We start from the raw sequence: 13,049 nt of genomic DNA, 5'->3' as shown, positions 1-13,049 counted from the left end.
AAGGCGAGGCTCTTCATCCGGGACTGGATCATTTATGAAATCAAAGATATCCAAACTAGTCTGTCAGGGGGCAATTTGAGCCTAACCTTAGACTATCCTTACTTCGACTCTAAGCGCCTGACGATTGCGTCGATGGCTTACGCATCGTTTGCTCCATGTAGTCTGGCGACATTCCTTTAGTCTTTGTCAAATCAGGAATATCGAACTCTCGAACAAGGAAATATTTTATTGTGCTCGGGGATTGCGTCATATTGTTTATCATGAATCTATCACTCAGATAGAGCTCCAGAAGATCTTCGATGTCGAAGCTGAGGCCCTTTGGTTGCGGGGCAAACCATTCATCCAATAATGCCTTTTCTGATTTCGAAGCAAGTCCGATGCGCAGACGTTTGGCTTCTCTATCAACTTCCTCAAGCCAACCAAGCTCAGCGCGAAGACTTTCTTTGCTCTCACGTGTCTGTTTTAGAGACGTATCACGCTTTTTGGCTTGAGCTTCGGTTTCGCTACCCATTCCTAACATGCGCTTGAAAGATCCATTTTCACCAAAAACCGGTCGCTCCAAACGCTCTTCTTCCTCGGAATAAGCACGGTGTTGCTCACTGTACAACTCCCACAGCCCGCGAAGTCTTTGAATATAAAGACGGCGATGGGCGAGAAAGGCATCGGCAGAAACTTTTTTATTGCCAGCCTTGGAAATGTATCGATTACTCGCCTCAATGGCGCTTGTGCCATTAATGTGGTCGTGTAACTCGAAGAAACTGGACACGTATCTATCTTTTTCCTGGAGCTTTGCCATCGAAGGGAAGGGAACTCCGGCACTGTAGGCTGCGCGGTACATATCGTGCAGAGCTGCCATGTGTAGTTCGCGACTGTGAGGGGTACTGTCTTTTTTTAGTCCTCCCCCTACATCAAAACTTGTTCCTGGAACCAAGCGCTCTTCCCAGCGCGGGGTGAGTGATCCAGTGCCAATCAGTCGAGCACGCCTGTTATCCCTGCATTCATGAGCAGCAACTAGATGAAGGGCTGATTTTACAGGGCCCGGCAGACACTCTCCGTCATCGACTTTATTGGAGATTGGCAGCAAAAAATCAAGAACGACAGATGCTTCCATGCTTCTATCGACCGCATCGAACAAACCCGCGAAGATAACTTCAAGTTTTGCGCCTTTGTAGGTAGTAGTACCAGGGTCGCACGCTTCGAATATCTTATGAGCAAAGGCTCGCGCCAGTGTTGCGCCATAATCGAATCCGAATATCGACACAGATATTTTCTTGATCGAAATCGGATTTGCCTTTTTCACATCTTCAACGAGTTTTTCGAATCGATTTGTTGCGGCTTCTAATCGAGTATCCACACCAGTTTTGAGTAAGCTAAAAACAACTTCGTCGTCACGGACCGGCGAGACACCTTCGACTGACGCTTTTGCTGCTGCTGTGGCAATCGTGGAAATAATATTCTTCGGTCTTATATTGTTCGTGAGGTTTTCCCACCAGTTTTTTCCCGTCAAAAGGTCCTTGCCAACATCGACGGCCGCTTCTGTAGCGTTATCCTTAGGCAGCTTGGAGACATCATCCTTGACTTTACTCACTGCGCCATTGAGGTCGGCGGAACTGGTAGTTGCGTTTGTTCCTAAAGTAGCGTCGAAAGATGTAGCGAGCCCGGATATGTAGAATTTATGATACTGGTTGGCCGGGTCGGAGGGCGCAGCCGTCTTTTCATGAGGATAGGCAAGAAAAAGCCGTCCAATATTCGTAACTCGGTCCTCTCTCAAGTCCTTCTCGAGATTTCGACTGACGCCGTCAAAAAAAAATCCTACGTGAAGAGTTCCTTCACAGGGCAATACCGAACTCTTCTTACCCGCCGTGTCCGTGTTTGAACGCGCGCTGATAGCTTGTGCATCAGACAAGTTTTTTGGTGTGCTCATGGATGACTTCCTTGTCCGTCAGATGGAGGGTTTGCTGAGTTTTCCGGAGCGTACCTCGTATCCAGGGTCGTGGCAGACCACAAAAGCTCAATCTTGTTTTCGGGGAGAAAATAGACGTGCAGTGTATCGTCTCCGGCTTTACGTTTTGGCAGGGGCAACAGAGCCTCATGTCTCTCTATTTTCATGCCCTGGTCCTCTTGAGCTTTTGACATGCTCAGGATCCAAACTAATTTGGCATTTTCTCCGGATATGTCCCAGCAGCAGGTGACGCCTCCGTTTCCACCCCAGTTATCATTTACCCAGTAGCTACCGACAGGTCTGTCCATATAGTTATGAGACGTCAACGCCGCGCCGGGCATTCGGTTTTGGCTATAAATGAAAAATGCTAAAAAAGGGACAGCAATAATAAGGATGCCGATAGATAAGGCTCGGTTCTTCCATCTGCGTTGATTCAAATTATTCAGGCTTAACGACATTGAAAATTTCCAAGGCTCTTTTTCACCAATCGGCTTTCTACGGAAAATTGTTGACTCATTCAGACAACTCCCTCATCACAACCCCAAGCGGCAACTTCTCCCCAACAGCCCGCTCTTTGGCTTTGTTCCACATTGGCCAATTCGCCGGGAACTCGGGATCCATCAATTGCAGGCTGGCAAACAGGCTGACGTCTTCCGGGTCCGACAAGCCTTCTGCGCGACCTGCGTCCAGCGCCTGCTTGACCTGGTTCAACCGGTCGCCATGGCAGTTACTGGTGAATACCTCTGGCGCGTCTTTTTCCAGTTCGGTGGTCAGGTTGTAGGGCAGGGGATCGACCTCCATGTCCTTCCATAACTTTGCGTCCAGGAGAATCGGCTGGTACTTGCCCGGCTTTTCCAGGTTAAGCCCTTTGAAGCATTGCCACTCATCATCCGCCGCTGGCACCCACCACTCCTGCAACGGGCCGAAAAGCCAGGCATACCAGGACAGATCGTCGCGGGCGTGGAGCATCGTCAGTACTTCAGGGGCGTAGCTGCGGATCATCAGGACTTCGCCGGCTTCATTTTTTGCCAGCAAGGCATCGCTCAGGTGCGCAGCGAGTTTGTCGGCAGGGCAGTCGGTGCGGATCCAGCTGGCCATGGCGGTGCAGCCGGTGAAGTATTCGTGGGCGAGAAAGGCCTCGAATTCCATGTCGCTGACGTCCACGAGCCATGGGCCGTAGTTGCGCAATTCGGCGAACTCAGGTTGAAGCATCAAGGGGCGGCGCGACGGATCGGATTTGAGGAATTGCTGTCGAGCCGGCTCGGAGAGCAGGCCCGCTTCAACGATTGCGAATCGCGACTGTGCATTTTTATGCGCCTCTGCCCAGGCTTTCGCTGCGTCGTCCTTCGTCATCAATTGGCTCCCGATTGCAGGGCCAGTTTTTCCCGCATGGCTTTCTTCAGGCACTCAACGCAGATGCCTTTCGGCGCCTTCAGCTTCGGCACTACGGCCAGCGATTCAGCCTCGATCTTTTGATTCAGCCGGGTTTGCATCAAGCGTCCGGCCTTGTCGAGGGCTGCCAGGCCAGGAATGAAAGGCACGAGGATCTGAATGCCTGAACCCACCCCCGGCGCACCGCCGGTATTGGCCTTCACCTCGGCACCGCTGATGGTCACGCCGCCAGCATCGACCTTGACGAAACTGCCGCCAGCCTTCGCCGTCAGTTCCATCCCGCCTTCGATCACGACTTTTTCACCAGCGTGGTAGTGAATCTCCGTGCCCGCTTCCACGAACTGCCCGGTGCCGACCTTCACATGCTGAGTCACGCCGACAGTCAGGTGATCGTTGGCGCGCATTTCGCTCTTGCGATCCAGGTGGGTGATGCGGTGTTCCTCGACCTTGAATTCACTTAAAACATTGGCTTCAACGGTGTCATGCCGTTCATTGCCAACCCGAATCTTCTGATCGTGTTCAATGTTCTCGTCCCAGTCGCGCTGGGCGTGGATGTAGATCTGTTCTGCGCCTTTCTTGTCTTCGATGCGGAATTCGTTGTAGCCCTTGCCGCCCGGTGAGCTCAGGGTCTTGAAGGTGCTGCGGGTCTTGTTCGCCGGCAAGTCGTAGGGGACGACGTTTTCCTTGTGGTACAGGCAGCCGGTCACCAATGGCTGGTCGGGGTCGCCTTCGAGGAAGGTCACCAGCACTTCCATGCCGATCCGTGGGATGGCGATGCCGCCGTAGGCTGCGCCGGCCCAGCCGCTGGCGACGCGTAGCCAGCAGGTGGTCTTGTCGTCGGCCTGGCCGTCGCGGTCCCAGTGGAATTGCACTTTCACGCGGCCGTACTGGTCGCAGTGAATCTCTTCGCCAGCGGGGCCGGTGACGATGGCGGTCTGGCTGCCGAGGACTTTCGGTTTCGGGTGATCGAGGGCAGGGCGGTAGTGGGCGTCCCACGGGGTGGCCACGAACGAGTTGCGGTAGCCCTGGTGGAAATCGCTCTTGTTGTCGGTGACGTCGCTGGTGACGTTTTCGCCCAGCACTTGCGGCTGTTTGCCTTCGTGGAAGACTTCCAGCAGCAGCCACAAATCGTTCCATTCGGCGCGCGGGTGTTCGGCCAGGGTCATGAAGTGGCCGCTGGTCAGGGTCGGTTCGTCACCTTTGCCTTCGGCGAGTTTGTAGTCGCTGCGATGGCGTTCCAGCGCTCGCGTCGAGAGGAACTTGCCGCGCTCGCGCGTGGTGAAGCGGCCGGGGTAGTCGTAGTCCTCCAGATCCGGCATGAACGCGGATTTGACCGCGCTTTCAGGCAGGATCTTTGGTTTCTCGAAATCGTAGTCGCGGCGGCTGACGCTGCTGGTACGGGTTTCCAGACGCAGGTTGAAGCGCTTGATCACCGGTTTGTCGGCGGTCATGCCGGAGTCTTGCTGGTAGTTGACCGGTTTCAGTTTGCGGAACACGGTCTGGTCGTCGCCGAACACCAGTTTGTGGCCGCTGCTGCTGTGCTGGAAGTGGAAGTGAATGCCTTCCTCTTCGCACAGGCGCTGGATGAAATGCAGGTCGGATTCGTCGTACTGCACGCAGTAGTCGCGTTCCGGGTATTCGGCGCCGAGCTGGAAGCTGTAGGCGTTGGCCAGGATCCCGCGATCTTCCAGAACCTGGGCGATGATCTTCGGCACCGTCAGTTGCTGGAAAATCTGCTGGTCATGGTTGTGCCGCAGGTAGGCCAGTTGCGGCACCAGGCTGAGGCTGTAACGGGTCAGGGTCTTGCCGGAATCGCCTTGCTCGATGCGATACACCAGACCATGAATCTTGCCCTCGCCAGTGGCGCCGAACGTCAGGCAGCCAGGCTTGTGCAGGAGTTCTTCAAGTTTGAGGTCGGGACGGGCGCTGACCAGTTCGATGTCGAAACGGAACGGTTCGTTGAGGGCTTCGCGACCGGTGAAACTGAGGACTTGCAGGTCGGCGGAAGCGCCTTCGAGCGTGAGGGTAATGTGGGTAGCGTTGGCGTCCAGCATGCCTTGATTTCCGTCCTTTGGATTAGCGTGGGCGGATGGTGCAGGATTAAACGGCCTCGTTCAAGGCGCAAATGCCGTAGAGGCAGTGGTCCGAACCCATAGGGAAAACCCTTAGGCCCACGGTTGGGCCCAGTAAAACAGGCACTTGCGGATGGCCCGATCTGCCGCGAAGGCCGCATCCGGCATCCGGGAACAACCAGTCAGTTTCAGACTAAAGTCGTCTGTGGCACGTCAAAGCCATCTGCCATCATTGCCCTTCACCCCTGCGTGTTCACTGCCTCCCGGTTCTTTATCGATCCGGGACGGGAGCTATTTCTGGTTGTTTGCGCCTCTGCGCAATCGTTGTTCTGTTGGAGTTTTCAATGCGTCCCCCATTTCCCCTCATCACCCCGCGCCAGTCGCTTGGCTTCGGAGCCTTTGTGCTGTGCGCCGGTTTTACCGCGCAGGTCCAGGCCAGCGGTTTTTTCGAAGACACCACGGCGAAGATCGAATCGCGCACGGTGTACTTCAACCGCGATTTCCGTGACGGGCACACCTCCAGTGATCAGGGCGCGTCCAAGCGCGAAGAGTCGGCGCAGGGCTTTATTCTCAATCTGCAATCGGGCTACACCGAAGGCACCGTCGGTTTCGGGATCGATGCACTGGGCATGGCGGGTTTCCAGCTCGATTCCAGCCCGGATCGCAGCAACAGCGGCCTGTTGCCGTCCAGCGGCGAGAACCCGCGCGGTTCGAAAGGTCAGTACGCGAAGATGGGGCTGACCGCAAAGGTAAAAGTCTCGGATACGGTGCTGAAATACGGCGCGCTGCTGCCGGATCTGCCGCTGCTCAAGTACAACGACGGCCGTCTGCTGCCGACCATGTTCAACGGTGCGATGCTGACCTCCAAAGAGGTGAAGGATCTGACCTTCATGGCCGCGCGTCTGGACAAGTACACCGCGCGGGATTCGACCGATTCGCAAGATATCCGCGTGCACTGCAAGAACAAGCGCTACGCCTGCAACACCACCGCCGATCATTTCGACATGTACGGCTTCGACTACAAGATCAACGATCGCCTGACCGCGCAGTACCACTACGCCGAGCTGGAAGACATCTATCGCCAGAATTTCGTGGGTCTGTTGGCCAACCAGCCGCTGGGTGACGGTGTGTTGAAAGCCGATCTGCGTTTGCTGAAAAGCGCCGACAGCGGTGATGAAAAAGCCGGCTCCATCGATAACCGGGCGTTGAGCGGCATGCTGTCCTACGGCATCCGCGGTCACACCTTCAGCGCTGGCTGGCAGCGTATGAACGGTGACAACTCGATGCCGTATCTGGATGGCAGCAACCCGTATCTAGTGAACTACGTGCAGGTCAACGACTTCGCCGCCGCGCAGGAACGTTCCTGGCAGCTGCGTTATGACTATGACTTCAAGGCGATCGGCATCAATGGCCTGAGTTTCCTGACCCGTTATGTGAACGGCGATCACATCAAGGTCCCGGGCAGCGATCAGGAAGGCAAAGAGTGGGAACGCGACAGCGAGCTGAAGTACGTAATCCAGACCGGGACGTTCAAGGATGTCAGCCTGCGGTTGCGTAATGCGACCTATCGGACGAACTACGAGAAGTTTGCCCGGGATGTGGATGAGACCCGGTTGATTGTGAGTTACAACTTTTCGGTGTTGTAACCCATAGGTTGGCGGTGTCTGAGCTGACGCCTTCGCGGGCAAGCCCGCTCCCACAGGTTTCCCCGGGTGCTCACTAAACTGTGGTCACTCTAAATCCCTGTGGGAGCGAGCTTGCTCGCGAATGCGTCCTTAAGGGCGCCGAGGATCAGAGCCAATGCCAGAACCGGCTCCAGAACCCGCGATTCAGATCATCCTTGCACGCTGCGTATTGCTGACCGTACATGTCCGAGCGGTTCTGCACCTTGCGCGCCACCGGCGGCAGCCAAGCCTTGCTGGCGTAGGTCTTCTGGCGAAAGCCGCCCCAGCCTTCGTGGTAGTTGAGGTACTGGTTGTAGGCGTCGTACTTGTACACGCCGTTGATCGAGGTGGTCTTGTCCATGTACCAGCCGACGAAGTCGATGGCGTCGTCGAAGTCTTCGCGATCGGCGCCATATCGACCGGTGCTTTTCTGGTAGTCGGACCAGACTTCATCCTTGGCCTGCGCATAACCCGAGGCCGTCGTGACGCGACCCCACGGAATCACCCATAGCAGGTATTTGCGCGGCGTCTTGGCGTCGTAGCGGTAGCCTGACTCCTGATACATGATCGCAAACGGCACCTGGATCGGTACGCCCCAGCGCTTTTGCGTGACTTGCGCCGCGTCGTACCAATCACTTTTTTCGCGGAAAATCTCGCAGAGGTTTTCCGGCGAACGCGGTGGCGATGTTCCGCAACCGGTCAACAGTGCCGCCAATACCACCAGTCCAACCGTGCGCCCCGAATTCAAAAGCCGTCATCCCGTCGTGCAAAAAAGGGCGCCAGTCTACGCGGTCAGGTCAACTGGTGGCGATAAGGCAAATCCGGACCTGTTTTACTGCATGTAAGGGCCGCCGCCTGTACGGCAAACCTGAGCATGCCGTCGATCTGTTCACGGCTCAGGTGCTGCACGCCTTCCACCGAATCCAGCTCATGCTCGGTCAGCCAGGTGATCAACGCGGCCTGGAAGGTATCGCCGGCGCCGACGGTGTCGGCAATCTTCACGGAGCTTGCCGGCACCGACCATGAACCGTGAGCGCGGCTGAACACGGTCGCGCCTTCACCGCCACGGGTCAGGAACACCACCTGGCAGCGATGCTGCAGCCAGCCTTCGATGACGCGCGCCGGATCCTGCTCGGGAAACAGCAGGCTCAGATCCTCGTCGCTGACCTTGATCAAGTCCGCCAACGGCACCAGCGTAGCGATTCGTTCGCGCCACAGGTCGATGTTCGGCTCGGGGTTGAGGCGCACGTTCGGGTCGAGGCTGATCAGGCGTTTGCCGCTTTCACGTTGCACCAGCGCAAGCAAGGTATCGGCAATCGGCTGCACCACCAGCGAGAAGGAACCGAAGTGCAAACCGCGCACTTCAGGGCCCAACGTTGGCAGGTGCGCCAGGCTCAACTGGCGGTCTGCGCAGCCGTCACCGCGGAAACTGTAATGCGGCGAGCCATTGGCGCCCACCGCGACCATCGCCAGGGTGGTCGGCGCGGCGAAATCCACCAGATAGTCCGGACGTACGCCTTCATCCCGCAGCACTTGCTGCAAGCGCCGGCCGAGGTAGTCGGTGGACAACCCGCCAAACAGCGCCGAATCCACGCCCAGCCGGCGCAAACCCACCGCCACGTTGAACGGCGAGCCACCGGCAATCGCCTTGAAATTGACTTTCGATGCCTGTCCGCCGGCATCGTCTTCGCTGAAGAAATCGAACAGCGCTTCGCCACACACCAGGTACATAGTTGTTTGCTCTTTATAAGGTTGCGACATGCAGTCGATAGCGTTCATAGGCCTGCTGGAACGCCGCGACATTGGCGGCAACCGGCAGGGTTTCACTGTTCAGGTCGAGCTTCACGCAGCGCTGGCACAGGTCGGCCAGGGTGTCTTCGTGGCCGTTCGACCACGACTTGCACCACGCCGCCTGAATCGCCGCGCCGAGCGCAGCGGCTTCGCTTTGCTCGGTGCAGATCACCGGGGTGTTCATGATGTCGGCGACGATCTGCCGCCACACCGCACTTTTCGAACCGCCGCCGATCAGGCAAATGCTGCGGCTTTGTAAACCATTCTGGCGTAGCAGATCCAGTCCATAACGCAGGCCGAAGGTGGTGCCCTCGACGGCGGCGCGGCACAGATTGGCTTGCGTCAGGTTATCGATCGTCAGGCCATGCAGGCTGCCGGTGGCGTGGGGCAGGGGAGGCACGCGTTCGCCGTTGAGGAACGGCAGCATGCTTACGCCTTCTGCGCCGATCGGGGCATGGGCCACCAAGGCGTTGAAGGCGTCGAGATCGAGGTCGAACAGTTCGCGGATCGCACCGGTGGCGTTGGTCAGGTTCATGGTGCAGATCAACGGCAGCCAGCCGCCGCTGGACGAACAGAACGTCGCGACCGACGCATCCGGGCTGACCTTCGGCGCTTCGGCGTAGGCGTACACCGTGCCGGAAGAGCCGAGGCTCATGGTGATCGCGCCCGGCTGAATATTGCCGGTGCCGATGGCGCCCATCATGTTGTCGCCGCCACCGCTGGACACCAAAGCGTTGGGGTTGAGGCCCAGTTGTTCGGCGATTGCGGGCAGGATCGTGCCCACCGCTTGATGGGCGTCGATCAGCTCTGGCAGCCCGGACTGCAGACGGCCGCTGGCATCGATGTCGCGCAGCAGCTGCAGATCCCATTGACGGGTGCGCACGTTGAAATAGCCGGTGCCGGATGCGTCACCGTATTCGCTGCACGCACGGCCGGTGAGCCAGAAGTTCAAGTAGTCGTGGGGCAGCAGGATTCGTGCGATGCGGGCGAACACGTCCGGATGCTGTTCCTTGGTCCACAACAGTTTGGAGACGGTGTAGCCCGGCGCGATGACCACGCCGAGGCGTTCCAGTGAGCCTTGTTCACCGCCCAGGTGAGTCAGCAGGCGGTCGTTTTCAGGCGTGGTTTCGGTGTCGCACCAGAGCTTGGCCGGGCGCAGGACCTGGCCTTGATCGTCGAGCAGCACCAGGCCGTGTTGCTGGCCGGAAACGCCGACGCCGAGGATCGACTGGCCGTCGACATTTGCCGCCAATAAAGCGCGGCGGGTGGCGAGGGCGAAGGCTTCCAGCCATTGCGCGGTGTCTTGCTCGCGACGACCGTTGGCGCCGCTGATCATCGTGTGGGCGGCGGCGCCCTGGCCCAACACCTGACCGTTGGTGGCGTCGAGGATGATGGCTTTGGTGCCTTGGGTGCCGCAGTCGATGCCGAGGAACAGTTGCTGGGTTGTCATATGCTCTCCACAAAGATCGTTCCCATGCTCCGCGTGGGAATGCCTCAATGGACGCTCTGCGTCCGCTGTTGAATGGGACGCGGAGCGTCCCGGGCTGCATTCCCACGCAGACGGTTCGACGCCTCGACGTGGGAACGATCAGGCGACGAGAATTTTTTCCAGAGTTCGTGTCACGCCGTCTTCGCGCAAGCTGTTCAGACACCACTCGAACGCCGCAACAAACTCTGGCGAACGCGGTATCGCCACGCCGAAAATCTCCTCAACCCCCAACAACCGCTCAGTGATCAAGGCATCCTCCGCCACCAACGCCTGACAAAACGCCGCCCGAGGATCCGGAATCGAATAAGTGTCGCCATTCTCATCCACACCCTTCAAGTAAAGCGCCCAAGCCGCCACCACCAACGCTGCCCGTTTGGTCTCCTGCCCATCGGCAATCAACCGATTGATCGTCGGAATAGTGAACTTGGGAAACTTCGAAGAACCATCCGAGCAAACCCGCTCCAGCTGATCGGCAATCGCCTGATTGGAGAACCGCGCCACCAGCGTGTCCTTGTACTCGGTCAGGTCGATCCCCGGCACCGGCGCCAGTTGCGGAGTCACGTCCAGGTCCATATAGGCGCGCATGTAGCGCACGAACAGCGGGTCGTTCATGGTCTCGTGAACGAAGCGGTAACCCTTCAAAAAGCCCAGATAAGTCAGCGCCAGATGGCTGCCGTTGAGCAGTTTGATCTTCATCTCTTCATAGGGCGAAACATCGTCGGTGAACTGCACGCCGACCTTTTCCCAGGCCGGTCGGCCGTTGACGAAGTTGTCTTCCAGCACCCATTGCACGAACGGTTCGCAGACCACCGGCCAGGCGTCGTCGACGGCGTGTTTGTCCGCCAGTTGCAGGCGATGCGCGGTGCTGGTCATCGGCGTGATGCGGTCGACCATGGCGTTGGGGAAACTGACGTTGGCGTCGATCCATTCGCGCAGGTCCGGATCCAGCAGCGCGGTGAAGGCCAGCAGTGCCTTGCGGGTGACAGCGCCGTTGTGCGGCAGGTTATCGCAGGACATCACGGTAAACGCCGGAATGCCCGCCGCACGCCGTCGGGCCAGTGCGGCACAGAGGAAACCGAACACGGTTTTCGGCTGTTGCGGGTACGTCAGGTCGTGCTGAATCTGCGGCAGGTGCGCCATGAACTCGCCGTTGCTGTCATCGATGCAATAACCGCCCTCGGTGATGGTCAGCGAGACGATGCGGATCTGCGGGTCGGCGAGTTTGTCGATCAGCACCTGGGCGCTGTCCTCGGCCAGCAGCATGTCGCGGATCGCGCCGATGACGCGGACTTCGGTGTCGTCGCTGTCGCCGAGTTCAAACAGGGTGAACAGGTAGTCCTGCTCCTTGAGGTCGTCCCGGGCACGGCGGTCCTCGGCGCGAAGGCCGACGCCGCAGATGGCCCAGTCCAACGCTTCGCCGGTGTTCATCAGCGCATCGGTGTAATACGCCTGATGCGCGCGATGGAAACCGCCGACGCCAATGTGAGCGATGCCCTGGCGGGTGTCGCTGAGGCTGTAGGCCGGCAGTTTCACTTCGGCGGCGAGGCGGTTGAGATTTTGCTTGTTCAGTTTCATCGGGTCAGTCTCGAAATCAGGCGGCCGCGCGCAACGGGCGGGTCAGCGCCACACCGTCGGCATCGAACAGATGGCAGTGGGCAGCGTCCAGGTGCAGGTTCAGTTGTTCGCCGTAACGGCTCGCCAGATCACCGCGCACGCGCATGGTCAGGGCTTCGCCGGCGTTGGTCTTGACGTGGCAGAAGGTGTCGCTGCCCAGCCGTTCGCTGACGTCGGCGGTGACTTGCAGGGTGCAGTCGCCCGCTTGCGCCAGTTCCAGATGTTCCGGGCGAATGCCGAGAGTCACGGCGCTGCCGACGCTCAGGTTCGACGCGTTGAACGGCAGAGTGATGCGGGTGCCGGCGTCCAGCGAAACTTCGCAGCTCGCGCCATCGATTCGCGTGACCTGGCCCTTGAGGAAACCCATTTTCGGCGTGCCGAGGAACCCGGCGACGAACAGGTTGGCGGGGTTGTGATACAGCTCCAGCGGCGAGCCGACCTGCTCGATCTTGCCGCCATTGAGCACCACGACCTTGTCGGCCATGGTCATGGCTTCGACCTGATCGTGGGTCACGTAGATCATTGTCGCTTTGAGGTCCTTGTGCAGGCGCAGCAACTCCAGACGCATCTGCACCCGCAGGGCGGCGTCGAGGTTGGACAGCGGCTCATCGAACAGGAAGATTTTCGGGTTGCGCACGATCGCCCGGCCGATGGCCACGCGCTGACGCTGTCCGCCGGACAGTTGCTTCGGCTTGCGCTCGAGCATCGGGCCCAGTTCCAGAATCCGCGCCGCTTCACCGACTTTCTTCTCGACTTCGGCCTTCGGCACGCCGGCCAGGTCGAGGGCGAACGACATGTTTTTCTTTACGGTCATGTGCGGGTACAGCGCGTAGGTCTGGAACACCATCGCCAGATCACGCTTGGCCGGGCTGACTTCGGTGATGTCGCGTCCGTCCAGTTCGATGGTGCCGCCGCTGACTTCTTCAAGGCCGGCGATCAGTCGCAGCAGGGTGGATTTGCCGCAGCCCGACGGGCCGACGAACACCACGAATTCCTTGTCGTTCACCTCAAGGTCGATGCCCTTGATGATGGAAAAACCTTCAAAGCCTTTTTGCAGATTCTTGATTTTCAGGTTGGCCATGGTG

At 58.4% G+C, this 13,049-nt stretch carries 10 protein-coding genes; 1 reads left to right on the top strand and 9 read right to left on the bottom strand.

All coding sequences use genetic code 11. The features are described 5' to 3' along the window. Positions 1 to 109: 109 nt before the first annotated feature. From CAF90_RS03965 to CAF90_RS03950, 4 genes are read right to left on the bottom strand one after another with little or no spacing between them, the layout of a single operon-like run. The gene (locus tag CAF90_RS03965) at positions 110 to 1,924 is read right to left on the bottom strand and encodes a DUF2235 domain-containing protein (RefSeq protein WP_085603866.1); all 1,815 of its coding nucleotides are present in this window, start codon (positions 1,922 to 1,924) and stop codon (positions 110 to 112) included. Then, positions 1,921 to 2,400: a DUF3304 domain-containing protein gene (locus CAF90_RS03960; RefSeq protein ID WP_085603863.1), complete on the bottom strand. Its 480-nt coding sequence runs from the start codon at positions 2,398 to 2,400 to the stop codon at positions 1,921 to 1,923. Before CAF90_RS03960 ends, CAF90_RS03965 begins: the two co-directional genes overlap by 4 nt. A 55-nt stretch (positions 2,401 to 2,455) precedes the next feature. Further along, positions 2,456 to 3,295: a DUF4123 domain-containing protein gene (locus tag CAF90_RS03955; RefSeq protein WP_085603860.1), complete on the bottom strand. Its 840-nt coding sequence runs from the start codon at positions 3,293 to 3,295 to the stop codon at positions 2,456 to 2,458. Further along, complete coding sequence (locus CAF90_RS03950; RefSeq protein ID WP_085603856.1) at positions 3,295 to 5,388, bottom strand: type VI secretion system tip protein VgrG; 2,094 nt, start codon at positions 5,386 to 5,388, stop codon at positions 3,295 to 3,297. The genes CAF90_RS03955 and CAF90_RS03950 overlap by 1 nt, the downstream gene beginning before the upstream one ends. 362 nt (positions 5,389 to 5,750) lie before the next feature. Between CAF90_RS03950 and CAF90_RS03945 the strand changes: the two genes are divergently transcribed. Then, complete coding sequence (locus CAF90_RS03945; RefSeq protein WP_085603853.1) at positions 5,751 to 7,052, top strand: OprD family porin; 1,302 nt, start codon at positions 5,751 to 5,753, stop codon at positions 7,050 to 7,052. A gap of 145 nt (positions 7,053 to 7,197) precedes the next feature. Here the strand turns inward: CAF90_RS03945 and CAF90_RS03940 are convergent, their stop codons facing one another. The 5 genes from CAF90_RS03940 to CAF90_RS03920 form a co-directional block, all read right to left on the bottom strand. Then, positions 7,198 to 7,818: a hypothetical protein gene (locus tag CAF90_RS03940; RefSeq protein ID WP_085603850.1), complete on the bottom strand. Its 621-nt coding sequence runs from the start codon at positions 7,816 to 7,818 to the stop codon at positions 7,198 to 7,200. Between the two features lie 44 nt (positions 7,819 to 7,862). Then, a complete protein-coding gene (locus CAF90_RS03935; protein WP_085603847.1) occupies positions 7,863 to 8,801 on the bottom strand; it encodes a carbohydrate kinase in 939 nt (312 codons plus the stop codon). Between the two features lie 13 nt (positions 8,802 to 8,814). Next, complete coding sequence (xylB, locus tag CAF90_RS03930) at positions 8,815 to 10,311, bottom strand: xylulokinase (RefSeq protein ID WP_085603844.1); 1,497 nt, start codon at positions 10,309 to 10,311, stop codon at positions 8,815 to 8,817. 138 nt (positions 10,312 to 10,449) lie between these two features. After that, on the bottom strand, positions 10,450 to 11,925 hold the full coding sequence (locus tag CAF90_RS03925; protein ID WP_085603841.1) for a mannitol dehydrogenase family protein: 1,476 nt from the start codon (positions 11,923 to 11,925) through the stop codon (positions 10,450 to 10,452). Between the two features lie 16 nt (positions 11,926 to 11,941). After that, positions 11,942 to 13,045 (bottom strand): ABC transporter ATP-binding protein, encoded by a 1,104-nt coding sequence (locus CAF90_RS03920; protein ID WP_085603838.1) that lies wholly within the window; start codon positions 13,043 to 13,045, stop codon positions 11,942 to 11,944. Positions 13,046 to 13,049 lie beyond the last annotated feature (4 nt).

Source organism: Pseudomonas sp. B37(2017), from assembly GCF_002112885.1.
Classification (GTDB): Bacteria; Pseudomonadota; Gammaproteobacteria; order Pseudomonadales; family Pseudomonadaceae; genus Aquipseudomonas; species Aquipseudomonas paraglycinae.
The sequence above is the reverse complement of the archived record's forward strand: the minus strand, read 5'-3'. Positions and strand labels throughout refer to the sequence as shown.

Excerpts from the sequence above, each read along its gene's own strand:
- CAF90_RS03965 (WP_085603866.1), bottom strand. The coding sequence starts at position 1,924 with ATGAGCACACCAAAAAACTTGTCTGATGCACAAGCTATCAGCGCGCGT.
- CAF90_RS03960 (WP_085603863.1), bottom strand. The coding sequence starts at position 2,400 with ATGTCGTTAAGCCTGAATAATTTGAATCAACGCAGATGGAAGAACCGA.
- CAF90_RS03955 (WP_085603860.1), bottom strand. The coding sequence starts at position 3,295 with ATGACGAAGGACGACGCAGCGAAAGCCTGGGCAGAGGCGCATAAAAAT.
- CAF90_RS03950 (WP_085603856.1), bottom strand. The coding sequence starts at position 5,388 with ATGCTGGACGCCAACGCTACCCACATTACCCTCACGCTCGAAGGCGCT.
- CAF90_RS03945 (WP_085603853.1), top strand. The coding sequence starts at position 5,751 with ATGCGTCCCCCATTTCCCCTCATCACCCCGCGCCAGTCGCTTGGCTTC.
- CAF90_RS03935 (WP_085603847.1), bottom strand. The coding sequence starts at position 8,801 with ATGTACCTGGTGTGTGGCGAAGCGCTGTTCGATTTCTTCAGCGAAGAC.
- xylB (WP_085603844.1), bottom strand. The coding sequence starts at position 10,311 with ATGACAACCCAGCAACTGTTCCTCGGCATCGACTGCGGCACCCAAGGC.
- CAF90_RS03925 (WP_085603841.1), bottom strand. The coding sequence starts at position 11,925 with ATGAAACTGAACAAGCAAAATCTCAACCGCCTCGCCGCCGAAGTGAAA.
- CAF90_RS03920 (WP_085603838.1), bottom strand. The coding sequence starts at position 13,045 with ATGGCCAACCTGAAAATCAAGAATCTGCAAAAAGGCTTTGAAGGTTTT.